This is a genomic window from Tenacibaculum sp. AWR4_210, from assembly GCF_056160945.1.
This window is the reverse complement of sequence record NZ_JBSWYF010000004.1, coordinates 342,839-368,497: the sequence shown is the minus strand read 5'-3', so window position 1 is coordinate 368,497 and position 25,659 is coordinate 342,839. Positions and strand designations below refer to the sequence as shown.

The 25,659-nt window shown below is 39.3% G+C and carries 19 protein-coding genes; 8 read left to right on the top strand and 11 right to left on the bottom strand.

Annotated elements, in window-relative coordinates:
* Position 1: 1 nt before the first annotated feature.
* Positions 2 to 1,474: a phosphatidylserine decarboxylase gene (locus tag ACXAG7_RS09585; RefSeq protein ID WP_408045075.1), complete on the bottom strand. Its 1,473-nt coding sequence runs from the start codon at positions 1,472 to 1,474 to the stop codon at positions 2 to 4.
* Positions 1,475 to 1,809: 335 nt separating this feature from the next.
* Between ACXAG7_RS09585 and ACXAG7_RS09580 the strand changes: the two genes are divergently transcribed.
* A complete protein-coding gene (locus tag ACXAG7_RS09580) occupies positions 1,810 to 2,973 on the top strand; it encodes a sigma-54-dependent transcriptional regulator (RefSeq protein ID WP_408045074.1) in 1,164 nt (387 codons plus the stop codon).
* A 61-nt stretch (positions 2,974 to 3,034) separates the two neighbouring features.
* On the opposite strand, the gene katG is transcribed toward ACXAG7_RS09580, so the two are convergent.
* Positions 3,035 to 5,248, bottom strand: coding sequence for a catalase/peroxidase HPI (gene katG, locus ACXAG7_RS09575; RefSeq protein WP_476666680.1), 2,214 nt, complete (start codon positions 5,246 to 5,248; stop codon positions 3,035 to 3,037).
* Between the two features lie 309 nt (positions 5,249 to 5,557).
* Here katG and ACXAG7_RS09570 point away from each other — a divergent pair, with 309 nt between their 5' ends.
* From ACXAG7_RS09570 to ACXAG7_RS09560, 3 genes are all read left to right on the top strand, one after another.
* Positions 5,558 to 6,199 (top strand): peroxiredoxin, encoded by a 642-nt coding sequence (locus ACXAG7_RS09570; RefSeq protein ID WP_408045072.1) that lies wholly within the window; start codon positions 5,558 to 5,560, stop codon positions 6,197 to 6,199.
* 100 nt (positions 6,200 to 6,299) lie between these two features.
* Positions 6,300 to 6,608, top strand: a complete 309-nt coding sequence (locus tag ACXAG7_RS09565; RefSeq protein WP_408045071.1) for a thioredoxin family protein — start codon at positions 6,300 to 6,302, stop codon at positions 6,606 to 6,608.
* A gap of 4 nt (positions 6,609 to 6,612) precedes the next feature.
* The gene (locus ACXAG7_RS09560) at positions 6,613 to 6,870 is read left to right on the top strand and encodes a DUF6952 family protein (RefSeq protein WP_408045070.1); all 258 of its coding nucleotides are present in this window, start codon (positions 6,613 to 6,615) and stop codon (positions 6,868 to 6,870) included.
* Between the two features lie 546 nt (positions 6,871 to 7,416).
* Here the strand turns inward: ACXAG7_RS09560 and ACXAG7_RS09555 are convergent.
* Positions 7,417 to 8,742: a DUF8202 domain-containing protein gene (locus tag ACXAG7_RS09555; protein WP_408045069.1), complete on the bottom strand. Its 1,326-nt coding sequence runs from the start codon at positions 8,740 to 8,742 to the stop codon at positions 7,417 to 7,419.
* A 149-nt stretch (positions 8,743 to 8,891) separates the two neighbouring features.
* Here ACXAG7_RS09555 and ACXAG7_RS09550 point away from each other — a divergent pair, with 149 nt between their 5' ends.
* Positions 8,892 to 9,536 carry a hypothetical protein gene (locus ACXAG7_RS09550; RefSeq protein WP_408045068.1) on the top strand — a complete coding sequence of 215 codons (645 nt, stop codon included), beginning with the start codon at positions 8,892 to 8,894 and terminating at the stop codon, positions 9,534 to 9,536.
* A gap of 21 nt (positions 9,537 to 9,557) precedes the next feature.
* On the opposite strand, the gene ACXAG7_RS09545 is transcribed toward ACXAG7_RS09550, so the two are convergent.
* The 5 genes from ACXAG7_RS09545 to ACXAG7_RS09525 all read right to left on the bottom strand — a co-directional run bounded on the left by ACXAG7_RS09545 (position 9,558) and on the right by ACXAG7_RS09525 (position 13,274).
* Complete coding sequence (locus ACXAG7_RS09545) at positions 9,558 to 10,079, bottom strand: cupin domain-containing protein (RefSeq protein WP_408045067.1); 522 nt, start codon at positions 10,077 to 10,079, stop codon at positions 9,558 to 9,560.
* On the bottom strand, positions 10,036 to 10,215 hold the full coding sequence (locus tag ACXAG7_RS09540) for a hypothetical protein (protein ID WP_408045066.1): 180 nt from the start codon (positions 10,213 to 10,215) through the stop codon (positions 10,036 to 10,038). The genes ACXAG7_RS09545 and ACXAG7_RS09540 overlap by 44 nt, the downstream gene beginning before the upstream one ends.
* Entirely contained in the window at positions 10,208 to 11,653 is a 1,446-nt protein-coding gene (locus ACXAG7_RS09535) for a sodium:solute symporter (RefSeq protein ID WP_476666679.1), read from the bottom strand. The genes ACXAG7_RS09540 and ACXAG7_RS09535 overlap by 8 nt, the downstream gene beginning before the upstream one ends.
* Before the next feature lie 82 nt (positions 11,654 to 11,735).
* Positions 11,736 to 12,371, bottom strand: a complete 636-nt coding sequence (locus tag ACXAG7_RS09530) for an NAD(P)H-dependent oxidoreductase (RefSeq protein WP_408045064.1) — start codon at positions 12,369 to 12,371, stop codon at positions 11,736 to 11,738.
* A gap of 84 nt (positions 12,372 to 12,455) precedes the next feature.
* Positions 12,456 to 13,274, bottom strand: a complete 819-nt coding sequence (locus tag ACXAG7_RS09525) for a peroxiredoxin family protein (RefSeq protein ID WP_476666678.1) — start codon at positions 13,272 to 13,274, stop codon at positions 12,456 to 12,458.
* Between the two features lie 38 nt (positions 13,275 to 13,312).
* Between ACXAG7_RS09525 and ACXAG7_RS09520 the strand changes: the two genes are divergently transcribed.
* Positions 13,313 to 14,587, top strand: a complete 1,275-nt coding sequence (locus ACXAG7_RS09520; protein WP_476666677.1) for a DUF2851 family protein — start codon at positions 13,313 to 13,315, stop codon at positions 14,585 to 14,587.
* Positions 14,588 to 14,658: 71 nt separating this feature from the next.
* Positions 14,659 to 15,414 (top strand): SH3 domain-containing protein, encoded by a 756-nt coding sequence (locus ACXAG7_RS09515; protein ID WP_476666676.1) that lies wholly within the window; start codon positions 14,659 to 14,661, stop codon positions 15,412 to 15,414.
* A gap of 76 nt (positions 15,415 to 15,490) precedes the next feature.
* Here the strand turns inward: ACXAG7_RS09515 and ACXAG7_RS09510 are convergent, their stop codons facing one another.
* The 3 genes from ACXAG7_RS09510 to ACXAG7_RS09500 form a co-directional block, all read right to left on the bottom strand.
* Positions 15,491 to 17,944 (bottom strand): alpha-ketoacid dehydrogenase subunit alpha/beta, encoded by a 2,454-nt coding sequence (locus tag ACXAG7_RS09510; protein ID WP_476666675.1) that lies wholly within the window; start codon positions 17,942 to 17,944, stop codon positions 15,491 to 15,493.
* A 117-nt stretch (positions 17,945 to 18,061) separates the two neighbouring features.
* Positions 18,062 to 20,884 (bottom strand): gluzincin family metallopeptidase, encoded by a 2,823-nt coding sequence (locus ACXAG7_RS09505; protein ID WP_476666674.1) that lies wholly within the window; start codon positions 20,882 to 20,884, stop codon positions 18,062 to 18,064.
* A 59-nt stretch (positions 20,885 to 20,943) separates the two neighbouring features.
* Positions 20,944 to 21,660 carry an LOG family protein gene (locus ACXAG7_RS09500; RefSeq protein ID WP_408045058.1) on the bottom strand — a complete coding sequence of 239 codons (717 nt, stop codon included), beginning with the start codon at positions 21,658 to 21,660 and terminating at the stop codon, positions 20,944 to 20,946.
* Positions 21,661 to 21,825: 165 nt separating this feature from the next.
* Here ACXAG7_RS09500 and ACXAG7_RS09495 point away from each other — a divergent pair, with 165 nt between their 5' ends.
* Positions 21,826 to 25,611 carry a transglutaminase domain-containing protein gene (locus tag ACXAG7_RS09495; RefSeq protein WP_476666673.1) on the top strand — a complete coding sequence of 1,262 codons (3,786 nt, stop codon included), beginning with the start codon at positions 21,826 to 21,828 and terminating at the stop codon, positions 25,609 to 25,611.
* The last annotated feature ends 48 nt before the right edge of the window (positions 25,612 to 25,659 follow it).

The window sequence follows — 25,659 nt, the reverse complement described above, 5'->3', positions numbered from 1 at the left end:
GTTAACGGTATTTTCCGATACTATTTCCGTATTCGTATTGGGAATTGATGGAGTTTTTATGTTGAAAGATAGCAATATCAGGATTTTCAAAGAGCAAGAGTAGTTGCCCGTGATTACTTTTAAAACTTCCTAATTGGTACCCTTTGCAAACGGCCCTACCTTGTAATTCAGTGGCGAGTGCTACCCCGTTTTTTACCGAATCTCCAATGGCTATCAAAGCCACTTTACCAATGTCCTTTGTGTCGAAAATTAAAACGCCTTTAGAACTGGCATAGGAGAATCCTCCATAGGCTTCTGTTTCCGTAATGGTGAATTGTCCTTTTCGGTATTGCACGAGTTGGTTTTCTGTTCCAATACTAAATGCTGTGTGTAAAAGCGTCCCAATTACTGGAGCGTGAATACTGGCGTAATTGTTTTGCGGAATACTGTAGTGTACGATTTTTCCGTTGTAGAAATAATGATTGTATGGCGTATTTCCTAGGAGTTGATGGATGGACTGTGTTTTGTAATGCGGGGCGATGAGTATACTGTGAAACTGCCCGTTTTTATCGATTACTTGCTCTTGATTGAAGTAGCAATCCGAGGGTGCCGATACACTGTCATTTGTGTTAGGAGTATCAATGCTGCGATAGGTAGAAATGCCAGATTTAGGATCGGAATCAGGTAGTGATAAATCCAGGTAATCTTGATAGCAATGCCAATGGGTAGCCATGCTGCCTTTCAAATACATACTTTCGTTAAAGAAGGTATTGATTTCGTTGCGCAATTGCGTTAAGGAACTCGGAGATTGTAAATAGGTTCCCCAAGAGTACATAAATTGCTCCGCCCAGTGTTTAAAGTTGAACCCGTTAATGTGGTTGCGGTGATTGTACAGGTACTGCGTGTTTTGGTCAACAGTGATTTCTTGTTGCAACAACCAATAAAAGTGAAGGCCTAGGTTAATATACTGTTCTGTGTGTTGCTCGTTATCTGTCAGTGTAATCTGTAAGCTACTTGATTTTGAAATTTCGTTTAAATACAGGAAAAACTGCCCTATAGTTTCCGGCCATCCGTTTTTGTTTAGATGTTCATCGATACTCGTGTATACTTGTTTTGAGATGTGCTGCTTGGCGTAAAACTTTGCTTTCTGCAAGGCTTCCTCAATGCTGTGGAGGAGTTGAGGGTTGATGAGGAGCTGGTTGGCGAGTTGAATTAATGGGTAGTGATGTTCGTCCAAGCGATGCTGCTCTTCCTGTGTGCGGATGCCGAAAACCCATTCCCAAATAATGGGAGATGACGGAAAGCTAACCTTGCATAAAAATTGTAGGTGCTCGGGTGTTTTTTCATTTTCAAAGACGCTTACTGGGATAATTTCAAATCCGTTGATGAATTTGGTAGCAGCAGCGAAAATTTCTCGATGCTCATAACTCAGAGGTCTGAAAAAAGCTTCAGCAATAGGGGATGACTGTGCGTTAGAGGGTGATGTAATTTCCATAGAGTTCGTTGTTTTTAAATTCGTTTATCTGACTTGGAAAATAATATCAAAAGGGGGTGATTTAGTTGTGATTTTCAACCCAATCTAAAGTAAGATAGTTCTTTTTTTTATGTTTTCCAATTTTTAAGTGTTTAAAAATGAGTTTGTTGTGTGTTGGTGTTTCTTTGGTTTCTACGTGATGGGTAAAAGCAGTCGGAAAGATTGTATTAGGATTTAGGGAGCTGTTTTTTTAAAAATCTGTATTTTTAACCGACGGCTGCACCGTAAATTGGCACGATAGGTGCAGTGTATAACTAAAATAAAAAAATGAAGGCAGTAAAGCTGCGAGTATAGATATGAGTAAAATATTAATTATAGAAGACGAAGCTGCAATTCGCAGAGTTCTAAAAAAGATCATTTCAGAAGAAAATGACAGTTACGAAGTAGAGGAAGCAGCTGATGGACTGGCCGGAATTGAAATGATTAAAGATCGCGATTTTGATTTGGTATTGTGTGATATTAAAATGCCGAAGATGGACGGTGTTGAGGTGCTGGAAAAAGCCCGAAAAATTAAGCCCGAAATCCCAATGGTAATGATTTCTGGACACGGGGATTTGGATACTGCTGTCAATACCATGCGACTCGGAGCTTTCGATTATATTTCTAAACCGCCAGATTTAAATAGATTACTCAATACGGTTCGCAATGCCCTGGATAGAAAAGAATTGGTCGTAGAAAATAAGCGCCTTAAAAAGAAAGTGAGTAAGAGCTACGAAATGGTAGGAGAAAGCGCTGCGATCAATCATATCAAAGAGATAATTGAAAAGGTAGCTGATACCGATGCCCGCGTATTAATCACTGGTCCAAACGGAACGGGAAAAGAGTTGGTGGCGCATTGGTTACACGAGAAGTCGAGTAGGGTAAAAGCCCCGATGATCGAAGTCAATTGTGCTGCAATTCCTTCAGAGTTGATAGAGAGTGAATTGTTCGGTCATGTAAAAGGGAGTTTTACTGGTGCGAACAAAGACAGAGCAGGGAAGTTTGAGGCTGCCAATGGAGGGACTATTTTCCTAGATGAAATTGGAGATATGAGCTTGTCAGCACAGGCAAAAGTACTGAGAGCTTTGCAAGAAAACAGAATTTCTAGAGTAGGGTCGGATAAAGATATTAAAGTGAATGTACGCGTAGTTGCGGCGACGAATAAAGATCTAAAAAAGGAAATTGCAGAAGGTCGTTTCCGAGAGGATTTGTACCATCGTTTAGCGGTAATCTTAATCAAAGTACCCGCGTTGAACGACCGTCGTGAAGACATCCCTTTGTTGGTGAAATTCTTCGCTGAGAAAATAGCCAGCGAACAAGGAACTCCTAAAAAGCAGTTTTCGGAAGCTGCCATAAAATTATTGCAAGAGTACGATTGGACCGGGAATATACGTGAATTGAGAAACGTAGTCGAACGCTTAATCATTCTCGGAGAGCAAGAAGTCTCAGAAAATGACGTACAGCTATTTGCTAGCAAATAGTTCTCAAAAAAAAGAAGAGTATTTTACTCTTCTTTTTTTATTTTAAGGATGCTGCCCTTGATTAAAAGCGATCGAGATTCATTACTTTATGCCAAGCGCTTACAAAGTCTTGGATAAATTTTTCTTTCGCATCTTCACTAGCGTATACTTCTGCCAGTGCACGAAGTTCGGAATTCGAACCAAATACGAGGTCAACTCTGCTAGCCATCCACTCGAGCTTTCCTGTTGAGCGGCGGGTTCCATTAAAGTATTCACGACGCTGATCAGTAGGTTCCCACGCAATCCCATCGTCTAAGAGATGAATAAAGAAATCGTTACTTAAAGTGCCTGGACGTTGGGTTAAAACTCCGTGTTTAGACTGATTGTAGTTGCTGTCCAGTACGCGCATACCTCCTAAAAGTACCGTCATTTCCGGAGCAGTTAATCCGAGGAGCTGTGCACGGTCGATCAACAATTCTTCTGAGCTCACCAGATCACCTGCTTTTCTGTAGTTTCTAAAGCCGTCAGCTCTGGGTTCGAGTACAGCAAATGAACTGGCGTCTGTTTGCGATTCCAAGGCATCATTTCTTCCGGGCTTGAAAGGTACTTCGATGTCAAACCCTGCAGCAGCTGCTGCTTTTTCAATTCCTACAGCTCCTCCGAGAACAATAAGGTCAGCTAGCGAAACTTTTTTCGCGTCTTTTTGTGTCGCGTTAAACTCTTTTTGAAGGAGTGTTAGTTGCTTTAGAACGCGTTTAAGCTGTGCTGGATTGTTGACTTCCCAGTCGTTTTGTGGGGCGAAACGGATGCGTGCACCGTTAGCACCTCCACGTTTGTCAGAACCTCTAAAGGTAGCAGCACTAGCCCAGGCCGTACTGACGAGTTCTTGAATGCTCAAGCCACTGTCAGCAATACGTTCTTTGAGAGATTGCTGGTCAGCGTGGTCTATAAGAAGGTAATCAATGGCAGGAATTGGATCTTGCCAAATGAGCTCTTCAGTGGGTACTTCACTTCCTAGGTATAGTTTTTTAGGTCCCATATCTCTGTGGGTGAGTTTAAACCAGGCACGAGCAAAAGCATCGGCAAAGACTGCTGGATTTTCATAGAATCGCTTTGAAATAGGTGCGTAAATAGGATCGAGTTTTAAAGCCATGTCCGCGGTGGTCATCATTAAATCTTGACCCTCGTTCGGATTGTGAGCTCTCGGTGCTTGTTGTGCCTTAGATGCTTCAGTAGGCTTCCATTGATGTGCACCAGCCGGACTTGTGGTAAGTTCCCAGTCGTAGTTTAATAGCACTCTAAAATAATCGTTGTCCCACTGGGTAGGGTTGGGCGTCCAGGCACCTTCGATACCACTGGTAATCGTATCATCACCTTTTCCAGACTTAAAACTGTTTTTCCATCCTAGTCCTTGTTCTTCGATACTCGCTCCTTCGGGTTCTCTTCCAACGAATTGATCAGGGTCTGCGGCACCATGAGCTTTACCAAATGTATGTCCGCCTGCTACCAGTGCAACCGTTTCTTCATCGTTCATAGCCATTCTTCCGAAGGTTTCTCTGATATCTCTAGCAGAAGCTATCGGGTCAGGATTTCCGTTGGGCCCTTCTGGATTCACGTAAATTAACCCCATTTGAACGGCGCCGAGTGGATTTTCCAATGCTCTGTCACCCGTATATCTTTTATCTCCTAACCAAGTAGTTTCGGGTCCCCAATAGATATCTTCTTCTGGTTCCCATATATCTTCGCGTCCACCACCAAAACCAAAGGTGGTAAAGCCCATCGTTTCCAAAGCTCTATTTCCGGCATAGATCATCAAATCTGCCCATGACAACTTATTTCCATATTTTTGTTTAATGGGCCAAAGTAATCGTCTTGCTTTGTCGAGATTTCCGTTATCAGGCCAGCTGTTTAATGGAGCAAAGCGTTGCGATCCGGAACTACCACCACCTCTTCCGTCATGGATACGATAGGTTCCGGCACTGTGCCAAGCCATACGGATAAAGAAAGGACCGTAATGACCGTAATCAGCAGGCCACCACTCTTTTGAATCGGTCATTAAAGCATCGAGGTCAGCGGCTAATTCTTTTAAATCCAGTGTAGCAAAGGCAGCCGCGTAGGAGTAGTCAGGTCCCATTGGGTTCGATAGGGAAGAATGTTGTCGAAGTATCGATAGTTTTAGTTGATTTGGCCACCAATCTCTGTTGGTTGTTCCACCTCCAGCACCCGTATTGTGAGGGCCGAAACCAAAAGGGCATTTACCAGTACTCGCGTTGTTTGATGAATTGAATTCTGTCATGATGTTTCGTTTTATAGGTTCAGGTCAAAATTACAGTAAGTGTTTCAATAATTTTTATCTATAATTTTTATTGTAAAATTGTTTTTGTTAATAGTAGTACTTCTTTTTAAAGTTAATTCTTTGTTTTGTAGAAGTTTAACTAATTTAATTTAAAATAATTATAGTTGCTAATTGATGGTATTGATTTATTCTATAGTTTGATAGGAAAAAAAGTGGGGAAATCTAATTTTTATCAATAGAAACCCAATACCTTTGCCTGTGTTTCAAACGAACACAATAAAATTATTAATCATATAAAAAATTAAAAAGATGGCTACATTAGTTGGTAAGAAATTTCCAAATTTAAGCGTTGATGCAATGAACGAAATGGGAGATACGTTCAAAGTAAATGTTTTAGAAGAGGCTGTAAACAACAAGAAAAAAGTAGTATTATTTTGGTATCCAAAAGACTTCACTTTTGTTTGTCCAACTGAATTACACGCTTTCCAAGCTGCATTACCAGAGTTTGAAAAGAGAAATACAATCGTAATCGGAGCTTCTTGTGATACTCCTGAAGTACACTTTGCTTGGTTAAACCAATCAAAAGACAACGGAGGAATCGAGGGAGTTACTTATCCTTTATTAGCGGATAGCAACCGTAACTTATCATCAATTTTAGGGATCTTAGACATCACTAACGAAACTTATGATGAAGCTACAGGAACTGTTCAAGTTGAAGGAGATAACGTAACTTACAGAGCTACTTATATCATTGATGAGGAAGGAACTGTTGTACACGAAGGTGTAAACCACATGCCAATCGGACGTAATGTAAATGAGTACTTACGTTTAATCGATGCTTACACGCACGTACAAGAAAAAGGTGAAGTTTGTCCTGCAAACTGGGAAGAAGGAAAAACTGCAATGCAACCTAACGCAAAAGCAACTGCTGAGTACTTAGCAGCAAACTAATAAATTACAAAGTTCGTGTTTTCGGACACGAACTTTTCTCTTCGAGGCATGCCTAATGCCCATGACTATTCTCTTTGAGAATCCTAAAAAAACTTAAAAAATGTTACAAGAATTAAATCAAGACAATTTGGCTCAAATTGTTTCGGATAATAAAACCGTAGTGGTACAATATTCAGCAACTTGGTGTGGTAATTGCCGCATTATGAAGCCTAAGTTTAAGAAATTGGCAAACGAAAATGAATCGGTAGCCTTTGTCATTGCGGATGCAGAAAAATTTCCGGAAAGCCGACAATTAGCTACCGTTGATAACCTACCTACATTTGCAACTTTTGTAGATGGTAAGTTTGTGAACCAAACACAAACCAACAAATTTGATGTGTTAAAAGAATTAGTAAGCGAAGTACTTTAGGGATATGAAATTACCAGTGATTAAGCATTTGACTTCATTTATAGAAGAAAATGATCAAGATTACGTTTTGGAGACCATCGAAACGCTAGAGGCATTAACCGAAGTTCCTTCATTAAAAGATGAGGAGTTGGACGTGATTGGGGAGTTAATTTCCAATATGTATGGAGCCATCGAGGTTGATAAAATGATCAAAGACGGTACTCCTAAAAAAGAGGCCTTAAATAATTTTATGGGTCGCGTTTTAGGATCGATAGATAAATAAAACCGAGGTTACTCGGTTTTATTTTTATGAGTAGTACAATACAATTCGCTACAGCACTTCCTTGCTGTAGTTCTTTATCAGTAGTTGCTGTAATGGTGAATACACACTAAACATCAATTTGCGCCATAGCCTGTGATGTTTTTACAATGGCAATTCCTGTTTCTTCAAAAGTAAATCCTGATTTTTAGTTAGCAATCTAATCTTATACCGAAGCGTTCGGTGCTTTACTAGCGTATGATATTTTTTGCTAAAAACACAAATTTTTAAGTCTGCAAAAACCTTAGGATTTAAATTTTATACTTGAAAATAATAGTTTCTTCTGGGCAATCTGTTGGTTGATGAAGTAGCAGGTTTCAACCTTTCTTGTTAACTTTTTGTAGGTGTTTTTTTGTAAAGGGAGGTTTTTTTTGTTAAAAAAAGTTAAAAAAGTGTTATATTGTTAGTGTTGTTTGTTTTTATTATTGGGGGGAGTATATGAAAGAAAAAAGCTACACTGTACTGTATTACTCACAGTGTAGCTTGTTTTTTATGTAGATCTTGGTCAACTTATTTATTGACGCGTATCGTGATTCTTCTATTGGTGATAATCGTAGTTGTGGCCAGTCCAAAGGTATAACGGACATTGTTAGTAAGTGCAGTGATTCCTGCAAATTGAAATACATTACTACCTAAATTGGTCGCTCCTGAAATTGGCGTTTCATCGGCAAAACTCCCATCGTTATCCGTATCCACTAGGAGTCTTAAATTTCCTGTAGAAATTCCTGTGAGTCCGCTGGTGTCAATGCGTAAATCCACGGCACCAACATCGACTGCTGTTCCTCCTGAATTCACCTCATTGACTCTCCAAATACGTTGTAGTCTGGAAGCGATAATGTCAGGTGCATTGGTGGTACTACTTAGTTGAAAATTGCCATTGTCGTGTCCCCATAATAAGAATTCATTGTTGCCAAGCCCCGTAGGGTTCAGGATTCTGATTACTCCGGTACCTTGAGCATCGGTATGTAGGTTACTGGCATCAACACGTCCAATCCCTGCCACGTCAAAATCAAAGTTTCCAGCGGCGGCATTGTCTTGCGTATAAATATCTGTAGGGATAGCAATGCTATTGTATTTGGCAGAGAGGTAGTTGTCAACGATAATTTTTTGAGCGTTGTTAATGCTGGTGTTGAAGAAAATCACCTCGTAGAAGTTACCGCTCGCTTCATCCGATCCGTTGGAGTTACGACCTATGCGATCAACCGGAATTCCAGCAGTTGTCGATCCGATACCTAAATTTTCAGTGGCGTTGTTTACCCGTACTTCAATGGTATTTACCCCGGTGTTTTTATGGTACGAAAAAATGGCGTCGTTATTAAAAGGAGGAGCGATTCCAGTACGGTAGTCTCCTACACCATAACGGGTAAATCCTACGCGATTGGTATTACTCCATTGTTCAACACGTAAAGAACTCGATGGGTTGTCAAACAGGGAGTTTGAATTCCCGCTATTGACAGGATTAAGAACAAAATAGGCACTGGCATTCGAAAATGTACCGGTGATGGTTCCGTTCATAAATTGTGCGGTTCCAGGTGCTGCATTGAAATTTACGGCATTAAAGGTACCAGTTGTGGTATAGGTAGGGCGGTTGTTCCCCGATTGCGTAAAGTTATTGTTGTTACCACTGTAGTCATTCCAGGTACTTACACGGGTACCATTGGCAGGATTGTCTGCAGTGTTTTCATTGGCATTTAAATCATTTGCCGTTAACCAGATACTCAGAGACGAGCTTCCGTCTCTCGTTCCAACTCCACCCGGTCCGGTTTGACCCTGACTCTCAGTCATACCAAACAGGCTCAATAAGCCTAAAAGTATCGGTTTTAAACGTTTAAACATGTAATTGTCTTTAAATTCGGAATAAATATACTATCAATTTTTATAGTACGTGCAAAATACTGTATTTTTATGCTTGCAATAACACGAACTTAATTTCTTGTATCATTCACATTGTTAGGGCAAGAAGCTGAGTAAAAAAAAATAGAAAGATGAAACGGAAATTATTGATTGTAGCCATGATGATGGGTTGGGGAGCCCATGCTCAAATCGATAGTAATTCACTCATGGGGTTACCGACAGCCACGAATGCTGAAATGACAGCCCTTACAACAGGGGTTGGAATTGGGTCCTTGTTGTTTAATACTACCGATCAACGAGTATATCGCTTTACCAATACGGGATGGCAAGCCGAAACGGATAGTCAAAATGCTTCCCAAGTGAGTTTGGTCACAAATGTCGATGTTGACAATGTAACCGGTGATCCTGGAGCTACTAACGAAACCACCGTTGAAGAGGTTGTACAGGCGATAGCGCCAATTACCTCGAGAGCAGCTCGTGTTTTTTATCCGCCTTCGATAGCCATTGATGCGAGTACCAATGGAACCTTTACCTTAGATTTATACGCACAGTATACCGCACAGTTTGCTACTCCAGTGACTAGTAGTACTGGAGCGCCTGCTGCAATTCCTGTGTACGCAGCTACTGATTTGTATTACTACGTGACTTTTGCTGATAATACGGTGTTCAATGTCAATACCATGTCTATAAATGCCAATGGCGTATTGACGTATACAATTATTGGGCAACCAACAGATTTGAATGCGTTGATCAATGTAGTATTTGTCGTAAAATAAAAAGCCCTTTACTTTGGGCTTTTAATGATGTGTCAATCGGGTAATGAGTGCTGTGTGTTGTGGGAATTCTTCACATAACACGGCTCTTGAAGGAAGTTGAAAGTCTTCAAAATCGAATCCAGGAGCAACGCCACATCCCGTAAAAGCATAAGAATTGGGAGTACTGACCTCCGCTGCGAACCAATGCCCAGCAGGAACGACAAATTGAGGGAGCTCATCATCTTCCAAACGATTACCGATAGTTACTTTGGTATAGCTGCCGTCAGGAGCTATGATGTGTAAATAAATACTACTTCCGGTGTAAAAATGCCAGATTTCGTCTTGATTTATTTTGTGAAAGGCAGAGAATTTTTCTGATGTGAGTAAAAAATAAATACTCGTAGCATAGTTTCTAGGCCCTGAAAATACTGGAGGTAAGGCAGTTTTTGCTATGAGCTCTGAACTGCGGTAGGTTTCTTTAAAATATCCTCCTTCTGGGTGAGCTATCAACTCAAATTTATCAATGATCTGCTGTGCTGTCATCTTGGTTGTCTTTGTGTTCATTTACTTTTTTTATGATGGCCTTCAGGCGCTCTTTGGTACGTTGCTTTTCCAGTCGTAGTTTGTTCTGTTTTTGTTTCATCAATCGACTGTGCTTGGCCTTGTTGACCGTATTTTTTTCCTTTCCTTTTTTAGGCATAGGTCTTGTTTTTAATAAGTACTGTTAGTCCGGTAAAAGTGAGTATTCCATTGACGATAAGGATAAAAAATCCAAAGTCAAAATTGAACAGTTCTAAGCTGGCAGTGCTAATGAAGAAGGTAACAACAGGAGCGAGTATACATACTATAGGTACCCAACGGTCTTTTACCTGTTGATTGGTGAACAATCCAAAAGAATAAAGTCCGAGTAAGGGACCGTAGGTATAACCGGCAAATTGAAATATTTCAGAGATCACACTGGCATTTGCAATAGAATATTTAAACACTAAAATGGTAGCGACCAGCAATAAGGAGAAGAGTACATGGATTTTTTTTCGAGTACTTTCTCGTTCGGCAGCGCTTTCTTTTTTATCGATTTCTAAGATGTCGATACTAAAGGAAGTAGTCAGTGAAGTCAAGGCGCTATCGGCACTTGAATAGGCCGCGGCAATGAGTCCAAGTAAAAAGAAGATAGCCGTACCGAGACCGAGTTCTCCACTCATGGCTACTTTCGGAAATAATTCATCCTTATGTGCAGCTAAACCTTCATTGGCAGCATAATCTGTTAGCAACACTCCTAAAGCGAGGAAAAAGAAGTTCACGACAACCAATACCAAGGTAAACCAAAACATGTTTTTTTGAGCATCTTTTAAGTTGCGACAACTCAAGTTTTTTTGCATCATGTCCTGATCTAAGCCTGTCATGACAATTGCGATAAAAGCCCCTGAGAAAAATTGTTTCCAGAAATAATTCCCAGCTTTTACATCGTCAAAGAAAAAGGTTTTACTCAGTGGATTCTGTTGGATATAATCAATAAAATTATGAATATTCATCTGGTCTGCAATGCTCGTGATACAAACGCCAACGGCAATGAGCATAAAGAGGGTTTGCAAGGTGTCAGTCCACACAATGGTTTTTATACCGCCTTTAAAAGTGTACAACCAGATGAGGAGTATGGTTAAACTGACGGTTGCCCAAAACGGAATGCCGTACGAATCAAATAAGATAAGTTGTAAGACATTGGCAACTAAATACAAGCGAAATGAAGCGCCTATGGTTCTGGATATGAGGAAAAAAGAAGCTCCAGTTTTGTAGGTGTACTTCCCAAAACGTTCTTCAAGATAGGTGTAAATGGACGTTAAGTTGAGTTTGTAGTACAGCGGTAGTAATACCAAACCAATAACGGCATAGCCCAAAACATACCCCAACACCATTTGCATATAGCCCATTTGTGCACTCTCTACCCATCCAGGAACCGAAATAAAAGTGACCCCTGACAAGGAAGCTCCAATCATTCCGAAGGCTACGAGATACCAAGGAGAGCTATTATTCGCTTTAAAAAAGGTGGCGTTGTTGGCCGATTTTCCGGTGACGTAAGCAATAAAAACCAATACCGAAAAATAAGCGATGATGAGGAGTAAACTATGTATGGGTTGCATGAAAAAAAATTACGAATTACGATTTACGAATGTACTAAATTACGTAAAATTCGCAGCATAATTCGCAATTTCTAGAAAATGCTTAGTGGATGTCGATAACGATGTCCGTTAAATTTTTTCGTACCTTTTTAAGGTCTTTCATATAGTCATCCTCTGCGCGGAATCCTACTGGTAATACTAGTGTTGCCGTTAGGTTGTGAGCATCAAGACCAAGAATTTCATCGTATTTGGCCGGGATAAATCCTTCCATCGGACACGAATCAATGCGTTCATTTGCCGCAACAGTTAACAAGTTCCCTAAAGCGATATAGGCCTGACTACGCATCCATTGTTGGAGCTCCTCAGCCGATTTGTTGGCGATGTTATTAGATAACATTTCCTTGAATGGATTTAAAATCTCATCAGGAGTATTTCTGATTTCCTTCACGAGTGCAAAGTACGCATCTACATCGGCTACCGTAAGTTCTTTAGGAACACAAATGACAAGGACGTGTGATGCCTGCGCTACTTGTTGTTGGTTCCAGGAATGCGCTACGAGTTGTTCTTGAATGTCTTTGTTTTGTACAACAACTAATTTTAAAGGTTGTAAACCGTATGAAGTAGCTGTCAAATTAAAGGCTTCTTTTAGTACGGTAATCTGTTGGTCGTTTAGACTTTTATTATCGTCAAATTTTTTAACGGCATAACGCCATTGTAAATTTTCTATCGATTGGTTCATAAGAATTGTTTTGTAACAAATGTAAGTGAGATTTTTGATTTATATCGAGGAAAAGCATTATTAAAAACAATCGTGTCGAAGGCTTTAGTTATAGTGTTTGATAATTGAGATGTACGCACTGGGTTCAGGACGTACTCTGTAATTGTCGGTTTGTTCAATATGGATAATATTTCCTTCTTTATCGGTGATGATAACTGTCGGAAATACAGTATCACTATCGTAACCTAGCAGTTGAAATCCAAAGGGAATTCCTTGAAGATGGACTATACCCAATGCACGAGCAACGCGGTTCTTGACGTCTTTTACATAGTAAAACGGAACGTTAAATTTTTTGCTTAGATTAGAATGGTGTTGAGAGGGTTGGGGGCTGATGAGTAGTACAGTAGTATTCATTTCTTGGAGTTCTCGATAGTGTGCAGCTACTTCTTTTATTTGAGCCACGCACAACGGACACCAATTTCCTCGATAAAACATGAGAATTTTAAAGTCTCCAGGAAGTTCGTCCGTACTAATTTTTTTTCCATCCGAAGTTTCAAATTCCAGTTTAGGAAGTTGTTGATGAAGTTGCAATTTACTGTCTTTTACAGCGGGTAGGTACGAATACCACGACAAGTAAGCCCACCAAAGGACTACTAAAGAGCTCGTTAGTAAAACGGCATAAGTGTCCAAGTAGAAGAGCGCAATAGCCAGCCCTGTTCCTATGAGTAGGGTATAGGGAAGAACGAAGGCAGAAGTTCTTGCCCTTGGTTTTAGGTATAGGCCAGCAAAAAATACGATTACGGTCATACTCGAGAGTAGGATTCCTAGTTTTTGCAATGAAAAATTGCCGATACTGTACAGTGCTAGCAAGAGTGCCCAAGTAGGGAAAGCCGTGATGAATAGTGATTTAGAAAGGTGTTTCATAGTGCTTTGGTCGTAGAAAAAAAATAAAATTACAGGCTTTGAAAGAAGAATTATTACATTTTGTTTGGAGGCAACGATTGCTGATGAACAAGGACTTAAAAAGTACAACAGGCGCACAGATTCAGATCGTTCGTCCCGGAATCCAGAATTTTAATGCAGGCCCCGATTTTTTAGGGGCAGAGTTAACCATAGATGGAGTCCTTTGGATAGGGAATGTAGAAATGCACGTAGCTGCATCGGATTGGTATGTACATCAACACGAAAGCGATGTAAATTATGATTCCGTTATTTTACACGTTGTTTGGGAATGCGATATGGAAATTTTTACGAAAGGAGAGGTTTTATTGCAATGCTTGGTTTTGAAAGGAGTTATTTCAAAGAAGCTGTTGCGGAATTATCAGGTGCTTTTGACGAAACATCGCTCTTGGATACCTTGTGAAAAACAATTGGCTTCTGTACAAAGTATATACGTGAATCACTGGTTAGAAAATTTGTACGTGCGACGGTTGGAACGAAAAGCTACAGAAATACAACAAGCGCTGTTAGGGAGTAAGAATGATTTTACTGCGGTTTTCTTTCAGTTTTGCGCACAGGCCTTTGGACTTAAAGTCAATGGTTTTGCTTTTTCTCAGTGGGCGCGACAAGTGGATGTTAAAACCCTACGTAAATTGCAACCGAATCACGAGCAGTTAATGGCCTATCTTTTTGGCACCGCAGGAATGTTACGCGACGAGTTGGAAGAGCCTTTTTATTGCTTTTTACAATCCGAATATAAGTATTTGGAACACAAGTTCAGGTTAGTGGAACCCAAGCAATACGGTTTTCAATTTTTTAGAATGCGCCCCGCCAATTTTCCGACGGTGAGAATGGCTCAGCTGTCGGCGGTATTGCACGCGCATCAACAGTTGTTTTCTCGGGTTTGGGAATCGGAAACACTCGAGGAACTCTACGCTATTTTTCAAGTAGAAGTACACGAGTTCTGGGATACACATGTGAGCTTTCACAAAACGGTAAAGCGACAATCACGTAGGTTGACACGAAACTTTATCAATTTGTTAGTCATCAATACTATTATTCCCATGAAGTTTGTATATGCTCGGTTTTTAGGTGGCGATATCACAGAACAGTTAATAGCATTACTGCGTGCTGTTCCTGCTGAGAAGAATACCGTGATTGCCAAGTTTGTGGATTTGCAAGTGCAGGCAAATACCGCCATGGAAAGCCAAGGATTGTTGGAGTTGAAATCGGAGTTTTGCGATAAAAAACGCTGTTTGTACTGCGCTATAGGAGACCAAATTTTAAAGAAAAAATAATGAGAACTTCCCCTAATTGGAGTTGTCATACTCATTGAATATCATATCTTTGTTGTACAAATATCAAATCAATGAAAAAAGTAACAATTGCTATTATGGCGGCTTCTGTAATGTTATTGAGCTGCGAAAGTAAAACAAAAACGACAGAAGGAAGCTCATCAGAGGCTACAGTACAAACCGCTGAAAAGAACGCAGAGGAGAAAGGAGCTATTTGTTTGCTCGACAAGCTTTCTATACGCGAAACTGCAGAACCTAAAGGAAAGTGGATTACTTCGATGAGTTTAGGAGAACAAGTAAAGCTTACTGGTGAAGAGCAAACTAATGAAGCTACTAAAAAATTGTATGTAAAGGTGCAATTGACAGATGGTAAAGAAGGTTGGACGCCAGCAAGGTTTTTAGCAATCGATGGTAAAGTAGGAGTTATGCAAGAGGCTGCAAGCGTTTACAAGCGTCCTGATTTACTTACCAAAACAGAAAAGAAGTACAGCGTAATGGATATTATCGCGGTTACAGAAAATCAAGGAGATTGGGTAAAGGTAAAAGGTAAAAGAGCCGAAGGACAATACATTGAAGAAGGATGGATTAAGTCGGCAAATATTTCTAATAATGCCGTAGATATCGCCGCTGCTAAATTTGCGAGTATGGCTATGGCTAAGCCTACCATGACAGAGCGTATTGCAGCGTTACAAGAGTTGTTAAAGAATTCTGACCTATCGTCGTCGTCTTTTATAAGTGTTATCGAGGCTAAAATCAAAGATTACGAATCAAAAAATACACCGATAGATGTACAGGACGTTAAGGTAGATGAAGAAAAGAAAGAAGAATAATCACTACTGAGGTCCATACATAAAAAGAGCGAGTTGTACACAACTCGCTCTTTTTTTTATGGGTTTGAAATTTTACCTAGTATAAACTTGGGAATTTCGTTGGATTTGCTTCGTGCATAATGGCATAGACTTTTTCAAAAACATCTTCTGCTGAAGGTTTCGAGAAATAATCTCCATCCGTACCATAAGCAGGGCGATGTGCTTTTGAAGTTAAGGTAGCAGGCTTGCTGTCAAGGAATCGATATCCGTTTTGTGTTTCCAAAACTTCTTGCAATAAGTAAGCCGATGCTCCACCTGGTACATCCTCGTCTACAACGAGTAGGCGATTTGTTTTTTGTAAGGACTTCACGGTGTCGTGAGCGATGTCGAAAGGCAATAAACTTTGCGCGTCCACAACTTCTACATCTATACCTACTTGAGCTAACTCATGAGCGGCATCCATTACGATACGCAATGTAGATCCGTACGATAAAATGGTAATATCACTACCTTCTTTGATAGTTTCTACTACCCCGATAGGTGTTTTAAATTCTCCTAAGTTACTCGGGAGTTGCTCTTTTAAACGATAACCGTTCAGGCATTCAACAACTAAGGCAGGATCATCACCTTCCAATAAAGTATTGTAGAATCCAGCTGCTTGGGTCATGTTTCTCGGTACGAGTACATGCATACCTCTGAGGTTATTGATAATTCCTCCCATAGGTGATCCTGCATGCCAAATTCCTTCCAAGCGGTGTCCTCGAGTTCTTACAATCAACGGTGCTTTTTGCTTTCCGTACGTACGATATCTCAAGGTAGCTAAATCATCACTCATTATTTGCAAGGCATACAATAAGTAGTCTAAGTATTGAATTTCAGCAATTGGGCGCAGACCTCTCATGGCCATTCCAATCCCCTGACCTAAAATGGTAGCTTCTCGAATTCCCGTATCTGAAACGCGTAATTCTCCAAACTTTTCTTGTAATCCTTCCAATCCTTGGTTTACATCACCAATATATCCTGCATCTTCCCCGAAGATAAGTACTTCTGGGTGCTTGGCTAAGAGCGCATCGAAATTATCTCGCATGATAATACGAGCATCGACTAACTTTTCTTCCTCTTCATAGGTTGGAAGAACAGCTTCGATTTGCATTGGGGTTTGAGCGGTTTCGCTTAATAGGTTACTAGAATACTTGTCGTACGCTAAATCCAAATAGTTTTTTATAAAAGTTTGAAGTTGGCTTTTTTCAGCGAACTGCTCTTCTTTTACATAGCGCAAGGCTTTTCTTGCAGCAACTAAAATATCTTTTCTAATCGGTTCGTTAATCGCGTTTAAGTCATTGCTCAATTTACTGATAAACGTACCGTTTTTACTTTTTTCTGCTAGGCGGTTTAACAAATCAACAGCCTGAAGTGCTTCGTTCTTAATTTCACCAGTAAAGGCAGCCCAAGCATTTCTCTTTGCTAAGCTCACTTCCTTTTTAGCGGCCTTTTCTAAAGCGATGAGTTCTTCTTCTGATTCAACGATGTTGAGTGTCACACCGTTTTCATCTTGTAATTCGAAATCTAAGATCCATTGACGCATTTGTGCGATACAATCGAATTCTCCTTCCCAAGCTAAACGATCTTTTGACTTATAGCGCTCGTGTGAACCTGAAGTGGAATGACCTTGTGGTTGCGTTAATTCTTTTACGTGAATTAATACGGGCACGTGTTCTGTTCTAGCAATATTGGCAGCCTTGTTATAAGTGTCAATTAACTGCACGTAATCCCAACCGTTTACTACGAAAATTTCATAGCCTTTCCCTTTTTCGTCACGTTGAAAACCTTTTAAGATTTCAGAAATACTCTCTTTGGTAGTTTGGTGTTTTGCATGTACAGAGATACCGTATTCGTCATCCCAAACACTCATGACCATAGGAACTTGTAATACACCGGCAGCATTGATGGTTTCAAAAAACAGTCCTTCACTAGTACTGGCATTTCCAATGGTTCCCCAAGCTACTTCATTTCCTTCAATAGAAAAACGTTCGTGGTTGTTGAGTTCCGCAACGTGGCGATAAATTTTTGAGGCTTGTGCCAATCCGAGTAACCTCGGCATTTGTCCGGCTGTAGGTGAAATGTCTGACGATGAATTTTTTTGAGCAGTTAAATTTTTCCATTGCCCGTTTTCATCTAAAGAGTGGGTAGCAAAGTGCCCTCCCATTTGTCTTCCCGCCGACATCGGATCTGCTTCGATGTTGGTGTGCGCATAGAGCCCGGCAAAAAATTGCTGAGCAGTCAATTCGCCAATGGCCATCATGAAGGTTTGATCGCGGTAGTATCCCGATCTGAAATCTCCATTTTTGAAGGCCTTTGCCATTGCTAACTGCGGTACTTCTTTTCCATCTCCAAAAATCCCAAACTTAGCTTTCCCTGTTAAAACTTCTCTCCGACCTAGTAAACTACACTCTCTACTTACGCGAGCAACCTTGTAATCTTCAAGTACTTCGTTTTTAAAATCGTTAAAAGAAATTTTTTGAGCGTTAGCCAATTCAGTATTATGCGTCATAATCATCAATTTTAAGTACGTGCACAAAGATAGTTTTTTTAATTGAATTTTAAAAATCAATCTTTTTATTGAATAATTGTCAATAAAATGTTAAAAAATGATATTTTATTGAGGATATTATAAAATACCTCTTCGGATAAAATTATAGATACGATCTAAGTTGGTTGTGAAAACAAAACGAATTTTACTAGGATAGGATCCTTGATTAAACTCCCAGCCCTCATTGGTGTAAATGGGGAAGTAGAATTCAAAGATATTGGGAACAAAATTAAGGCGGATTCCATTCTCATAATAGAATTTAGGATCGCTCTTTTTGTTTTTGAGCATGGCAACATCGTTGTACAGTTCAACCCACCTCCAAACACTAACACTGGTGTTTACCGCCAAGGCAAACTGATTGGCACGTTGTGGACTGCTGTATTTAGACTTAAATCCAGCATCGGAGATTACGAATTGCTGACTGAACAACCCTGAGTTTTCAGAACGGCCAAAGAGGTTTTGTTCAAAGAGGTAATCCGAACTTCTGTTTAAGCCAAAACTGAAATAATCACCTTTGGAGTTGTTGGTGATAAACATCCCACCAAATACGCGAATGTCAAATCTCTTTTCGTTAGTGAAAAATTTTCGATAGCGAATATCTGTAGAGAGTTTGGTGAAATTATTACCGAGTTCGAGGTTTACTGCATATTGCAAACGTCTAATAATATCGGGCTTGCTATAAATATATCGGAAATTGAGTACCTTATAACGGTCCTCTTCGGTCACAGGGGCTCCGGGAGCTACTTCCTTACGGATGTAAAACAAACGAGTGGTAAACGATTTGAAACCGACATCTCGCAGTGTTTTTCTTCGAAAAGCAATGCTCACATACGGAACAAAAGTATTGTATCCGAGTTCTGGGGCATAGTGGAAATTGCTACCCTGAATACCGTAACGTATTTTATAAATGGAAGTGCCTTGAAAAAAATGATCGTAGCCTAACGAGAAAGCCCCAGTAAAATTTTTACTACGCGTACTGTAGTTAGGGGTGAGCGTAAAACTGAAATTATGAGGAATAATAGGTTGGTTGTTAATTTTCATACCTAAAATTACTCCGTCGTAGAGATTGTACTTAATATCTGGGTAGTAAAACAACTGGTTGTAATACGGATCTTCAATATCTTTTAAAAACCGAAACTGTAGCGGCTTGTTGAGTAGTTTGTTTCCAGTAGTTCTATAGTTGTCAAGCGAATTGTATTCCGGATAACTGTTTTCGTAATTGAGTGCTAGTTTTGTGTAGTTTCCTTTTGGGATTCGTACCGTTTGTGTATGTTGTATTTTAGGGATCCACTGTTTAAACGTAATTTTCTTTTTATCAATTCCGTAGAGGGCTACTGGTGCCGCAAAATCCCTTTTGTTTTTAATGGTCACATCCAAGGAATCTAGATGGGGAACTTTTTTTATAGCACTTATTTTATAGTCGATTTTTTTGTCTGTCTGCAGGTAATCTGTGCGATACCAACTAATATCTTTTGGACTTTTCGCTTCCAAGCTGTCCAAAAAGGCCTGAGGACTGTCGAGATTAAGGTTGGCACTAAAGAGATAACTGCGAAGTATTTTTTGGAAATTGTCTTTCCCTAAATAATCTTGCAAGTATTTGAATCCAAGTCCAGATTTGTATTTACTCACAATTTTCCTATTGAAATTAGACAATGAATCGGCAGGGACGTTCAGCGCTTGGTCGTAAAATTTACGGGCGCTAAATTGATACATAAAAGCGAAGCGATCACGCTGCTTCAGTTTGCTGATATTGTAGTGCTTTAAAGGCCAATAATTAGAGTACTTACCCAGAATGGTGATGTCTGGATAGTAAGTTTTTAGGTATTCCATCATTAAAAACGTCTCTAAAGCGTCTACAAACCAGTACTCCTTGCGTTTGTTGTGTAAAACAACATCGTCTATGTATTTCGAACAAAGTGCCTTAAAAAAGTTGACGTCCCATCTAAAGTTTTTAGGAAAGGGCTTTAACCAGCTCGGGAGTCCGTAAAGCTCGTGTAGTGAGTTTTTACGCGTCGTACTTCGGTCAACAAAGATTTCAGTATGCGGATGTTTACCTAAGTACCGTTCTATAAAATCGATCTGCTTACGAATAATTTGAGTGGTTGTCTTGTTTGAAATTTTTGAACTATACGCATCGGTTTTGATTTCCTGTGTGTTGGTCAAAAAAGATTTAAAGCTCTTTTTAGGATTGATGTGAAGAATGATATCCTTTTTGCGATAACCTACCAGATGATAGGAGCGATAAGTTTTGGCGATTGATTCGTACTGAAAGAGGTTACTTTGCAGTTGGTATTTTTTTGGAAGTTGCAAGTGAATGTCGTAGTTGGCAACATCTTGATAGAGGTCGTCCAAATTTAAATTGCTCATCAATTGCCAGCCATTTTTGTATACGGCAGGAACGATATTCCAAAACCTTAAATGGTAACCGCTTTTAGTTTTTCCATAGCCTGTAAAACGAGCATTGGGAACTCGTAATTCATACAGCATGGTGATTTGTACACTGTCCTTTGGAAAAAGAGGTCGGTTCAAGGTTATTTTTACAATATCTTCTTGGTCTTTTACGGTACTAAATGGCACTTGTTGATAATTGACCGCTAAGTTTTTTATATTGGAATACCCGCGATCTTTCGATTTTGAAAAATGAAATTCCTTTTGATAATCTTCGATAAAGCGCTTTGCCAGCGGTGTATTATCGTCTTTAAAGCTGTTTCCCCAGTTGTGAAGGTACAGCTGTGTTAGCAAAGTGTCACTGGTGTTGTAAAAGGTTATTTTTTGTTGGATTTGAAAGCGATGTAAGCTGTCAATGAGACGAATGTTAGCTTTGATGACGTTGGTTTGCCCCTTGCAAACTAAAGGGCCAAGTAGGGTGAGCAGCACGACAAATAAAGGAATTCGAAACATATATAAAATAAAAAACTCGTTACTTTAATAGTAACGAGTTCTAAATATATATTATTTTTTTAGAAGTTCGGTTTTAATTTATACTTACCGTAGAATTTGTTAAAGTGCTCTACCGCTTCGTCTGCAGTATCGACAATTCTGAACAAATTCAAATCTTCAGGACTGATATTACCTTCTTCTAACAAGGTGTTCTTAACCCAGTCAATGAGGCCACCCCAAAACTTTGATCCTACCAATACAATCGGGAATCGACCAATTTTTTTCGTTTGGATAAGGGTGATAGCTTCAAACAACTCATCAAGTGTTCCAAATCCACCTGGCATTACTACAAATCCTTGTGAATATTTTACAAACATTACTTTACGAACAAAAAAGTAATCAAAGTCTAAACTTTTACCTGGGTCTATCCACGGGTTGTCGTGTTGTTCAAAAGGGAGTTCGATGTTTAATCCTACAGAGGTTCCTTTACCTGCATGGGCTCCTTTATTACCAGCTTCCATGATTCCTGGACCACCACCGGTAATTACGCCAAATCCGTTTTGTGTTAATTTATAAGCAACTTCTTCTGCAAGCTTGTAATACGGATGATCTGGTTTCGTACGTGCCGATCCAAAAATTGATACACAAGGACCAATTTTACTCAGGCGCTCATACCCATCAACGAACTCAGCCATAATTTTAAAAATAGCCCATGAGTCGTTGGTCTTTATTTCATTCCAAGTTTTCTGTTGTAGTTTCTCTATAATTTTTCTATCGTCATTAGGACTCATACTCATAATTTTTTTAATGTTTAGGTTGCTTCAAAAGAAGCCTGCTAATTTACTGATTTTTTTAGTTTGTTGTTGATAAAATATTACTTTTTGTCATATTAATTGATTATGAGTAGTTTGTGAGTTGCTTCTTAATTTTTTAGCTTTGCGTGGTTTTAAGAAAAATTAGTTATGATAAAACGACTTCAAAGTATGTTGGTGTTCCTTTTAATATTGGGAACATGGACTCCGAGTAGTGCACAAACAACTTATGCAGATCACTGGGATTTAGTATTAAAAAATGAGCGTAAAAAGGCCTCGAAAACATTTAAAAAAACAGCAAATACTTCGCTTGAAAGTTTATTGACAAACGAAATTCTCCGAAATGAGAATGGGCGTATCAATGGAGGTTCTGATGGTTTTTTAAAGAAATTTATCGCACAAAAGGATTTCGATTACTATATGTACGCGCTGTGGAACAAGCCTTTTATTTTTGATAATTATATTCGAACAGGCTTTCATCAAAAAAATTTAGAAGCCATCAATGTGGTCGCATCCGCAGATATCCAAGTGAACGCAGCAAAGCATTCTTTTGAGTATTTACGAGGAATAGCAGCGAGAAGTAATCAAGATTTTGAAGGCTATTACCGCGCCCTAGCTAAAATACCAAGTATTAACGATTGGCAGTTTTGTGGGACTTTTGAAAATATGAACCAAAGTGGTTTGGACATCGCTTATGAACCTGAAGAGTATCCGAAATCAGACAAGTTATTTTCGGCAAACTCCAATGGAGAAGTCGGTTGGTATACTCCCCATGCAATGTTTAAAGACGAGCCCTATCAGTTTTTGAGTAATCATCTTGAATACGGATATGGTGTCAATTATGCACAGACATTTATTCGTTCTGAAAAGAAACAACGCGTGGTACTTCTTTTAGGAAATTCGTCAGCTTTTAAAGTATGGATGAATGACGTACAGGTTTTTGAGAATAGTAAAAACATGAAAACGGATTTGGATGCCTATGCAGTGGAATTGACCCTCGATAAAGGATACAACCGTTTGTTAATCAAAAATGCAGAACGCGATGGCACGCCTTATTTTATCGCGAGAATTACAGACTTAGCAGGAAATGAAATTCCTGAACTTCAATACAGCAGTGCTTATAAGAAGTACAAGAAGGCTACGCAGAAATCCGTGAATCCGAAGAGAAAAGATCACGAGGTGGTTTCGTTTTTTCAGCGTAAAATTAAAGAGAACCCTAATAATTTCTTGTATCAATTTTGTCTGATTCACACCTTTTTGAGAAATGAAAATTACGAGCAGGCCAAAGCTGTGTTAAATCCGATTCTTAAGAAGTATCCGAATAGTTCTATGCTGAGGTTACTACAAACCTACGTACACTCTTACGAAGGGAACTATGATTTGGTGACGGAGGTAAATAAAAATATCGAGAAAGAAGATCCAGATTACTATTACGCTTTGCTAAAAAAATCATCGGAGCTCAAAGAACTCCAGCGTATGGATATGGAGAGTTTGGAGGCCTATTTAGCCAAAATGGAAGCGGCTACGGATCAGCCTATTATGACCATGTATACCCGTTTGATGATGGGAGTGCGTTCGCAAAATATGGCTCAATTACGCGAAGTAGTGGATGAAATGGTCGAGAATTACGAGGATCGCGTTCAAATTCAAATCAAGTTCATTCCTTTTTACGATACGATGTTTGGGGATAAGGAAAAAACGGTACAATTGTTAGAAGCCTTAGAAAAAAAGAGATACAAGTCATCCTTGGCTCTCACTTTGGTAAGGTACTACGATAAGTTAGGACGAAAAGAGGATGCCATTAACGTATTAAAGCGCAATTCGGAAGCCTTTGCCTACGACAATTACTTTTTAAAGACGCTCGTAGAAAAGTTACACGATTACAAAATGTACGAGGAGTCGATTCCTTATATAGAGCAAATACTTAAAAATTACCCGTACTCATTTAGAGGGATGAAGTTAATGGGAGAAGCACTTGTTCAAACAGGCAAAAAGGAAAAAGCAATTAGCTATTTTGAGAAATCGTTATTTTACAACAATACCGACAGAGCTTTGCACAAGCGTTTACAGACTTTGTTACGCCGAGAAAATCTCGTGGAGAAAGAGCTTACTCAAAATATTTACGAGTACCTCGAAGCACACCGCGGGAAGTATACGGAAAACAATTATGGGGTGAACATCCTTTTAGACAATACGGTAACTCAGTTGTTTGATAACGGGAGTGCTAAAATACGATCTATTTTGGCCTATGAGGTAACCACAGAATCGGGTGTAGAAGGATATAAGGAATACGATTTAGGATTGTCGGGGAATTATCAGATTATAAAGGCAGAAATCGTAAAAAAAGATAAGACCATAAAAACTGCAGAACGCAAGGGGAGTAGTTTTGTGTTCAATGGCTTGGAAATTGGCGATTTGTTACTCATTGAATACGAGTTGAATTCGACGGGAAGCGGACGTTTTTACAAGGATTTTACGGATTTGTACCAGTTTGATTCTGAGAGTTTCTGCTTGAAAACAAATTATACTTTAATCGTTCCGAAAGGAATGAAGTTTGACGCAGTAGTAGAAAATGGCGATTTGGAGTATAAAAAGAAGTCGGTTGACGATTACGAAGTGCATTCATGGGAATTGTTGAATGCCAAGGAAATGAAAAAATCGGAATCATATGGTCCAGTGTTTTCAGATTACGCACGAATGTTACACATCAGTACCATCAAGTCATGGGGAGAAATTGCCAATTGGTATTCTGATTTGGTACGTTCGCAGTTAGAATCGAATGCAGAAGTGGATAAAGTATTCAATAACTTGTTTAGTAAAGAGCGTTTATCGACGATGTCGGATGAAGCGAAGGCAAAGAAGATTTATGAGTACATCATGGATAATTTTAATTACAGCCATGTAAACTTTAAACAAAGTGGTTTTGTTCCGCAAAAGCCATTTAAAACCATTACGACGAAGTTAGGGGATTGTAAAGATTTTTCAACCTTGTTTACAGTTTTGGCGCAAAAGGCAGGATTAAAAACGACTATGGTATTGGTATTGACTTCTGACTATGGTAAGAAAAAATTGATTTTACCTTCTCAAGATTTTAATCATTGTATCGTAAAAGTAATGATGGATGGTAAAGCGTATTACTTGGAATTGACGAATAAAAACTTACCGTTTAAAGCAATTCCGAATTCGTTATTGAACGCTACAACCCTCGAAATTCCTTACAAAGCAACCAAAGAGACACTTAAACGAGCAAAACTGGTTCATTTAACGGCTCCTAGAGGTAAAGAAAGTGAGTACATCACAAAGGTTAAGATGAGGTTGAAAGAAGATAAGACTCAAGATATTAAAGTACATACAGAGGTTCGTGGAGCGATGACTAGTTGGTATCGCCGAACGTTTAACGAGGCCAATAAGGAAACAGTAAAAGAAGCTATTCTGAAAGATTTTAAGGGAGCCATGGGGAAAGAGGCCTTGGTACAGTTAGATACCTTAAAAAACATAGCAGTGAAAACCTCAGAAGGTGCTGTTGTGTTTGATGCGGAATTGACTGCAAAACAAAAAATGAATAAGATTGGTCGTATGAAAATTATGAAACTTCCTTTGGTAATACACACGTACAATCCGAGTATTATCGATGTGGAAAAACGTTCGTACCCAATTGTGTACCAGAATTATGAAAACAACGATCACTATTATTCAGAATACGAGATTACAGCTCCGGCTGGAAAGGACATCGTGGAGTATCCTGAAAATGCCAGTTTAACCTATAAAAAACACAGCTATAGCATCCGTTATAGCAAGCCCAAAAAAGGCGTGTTAAAGGTAGTTATTGAAGGACGCCCTTCGAAACAAAACATTACGGTTGCAGAGTATCCAGCATTTAAAACCTACATCCAACAGGTATTGGAAGCAAAGGATATCGTAATTGGTATCAAGTAATTGAACGAGTTATCACAACAAAAACGAGGGAAACCTCGTTTTTTTTTG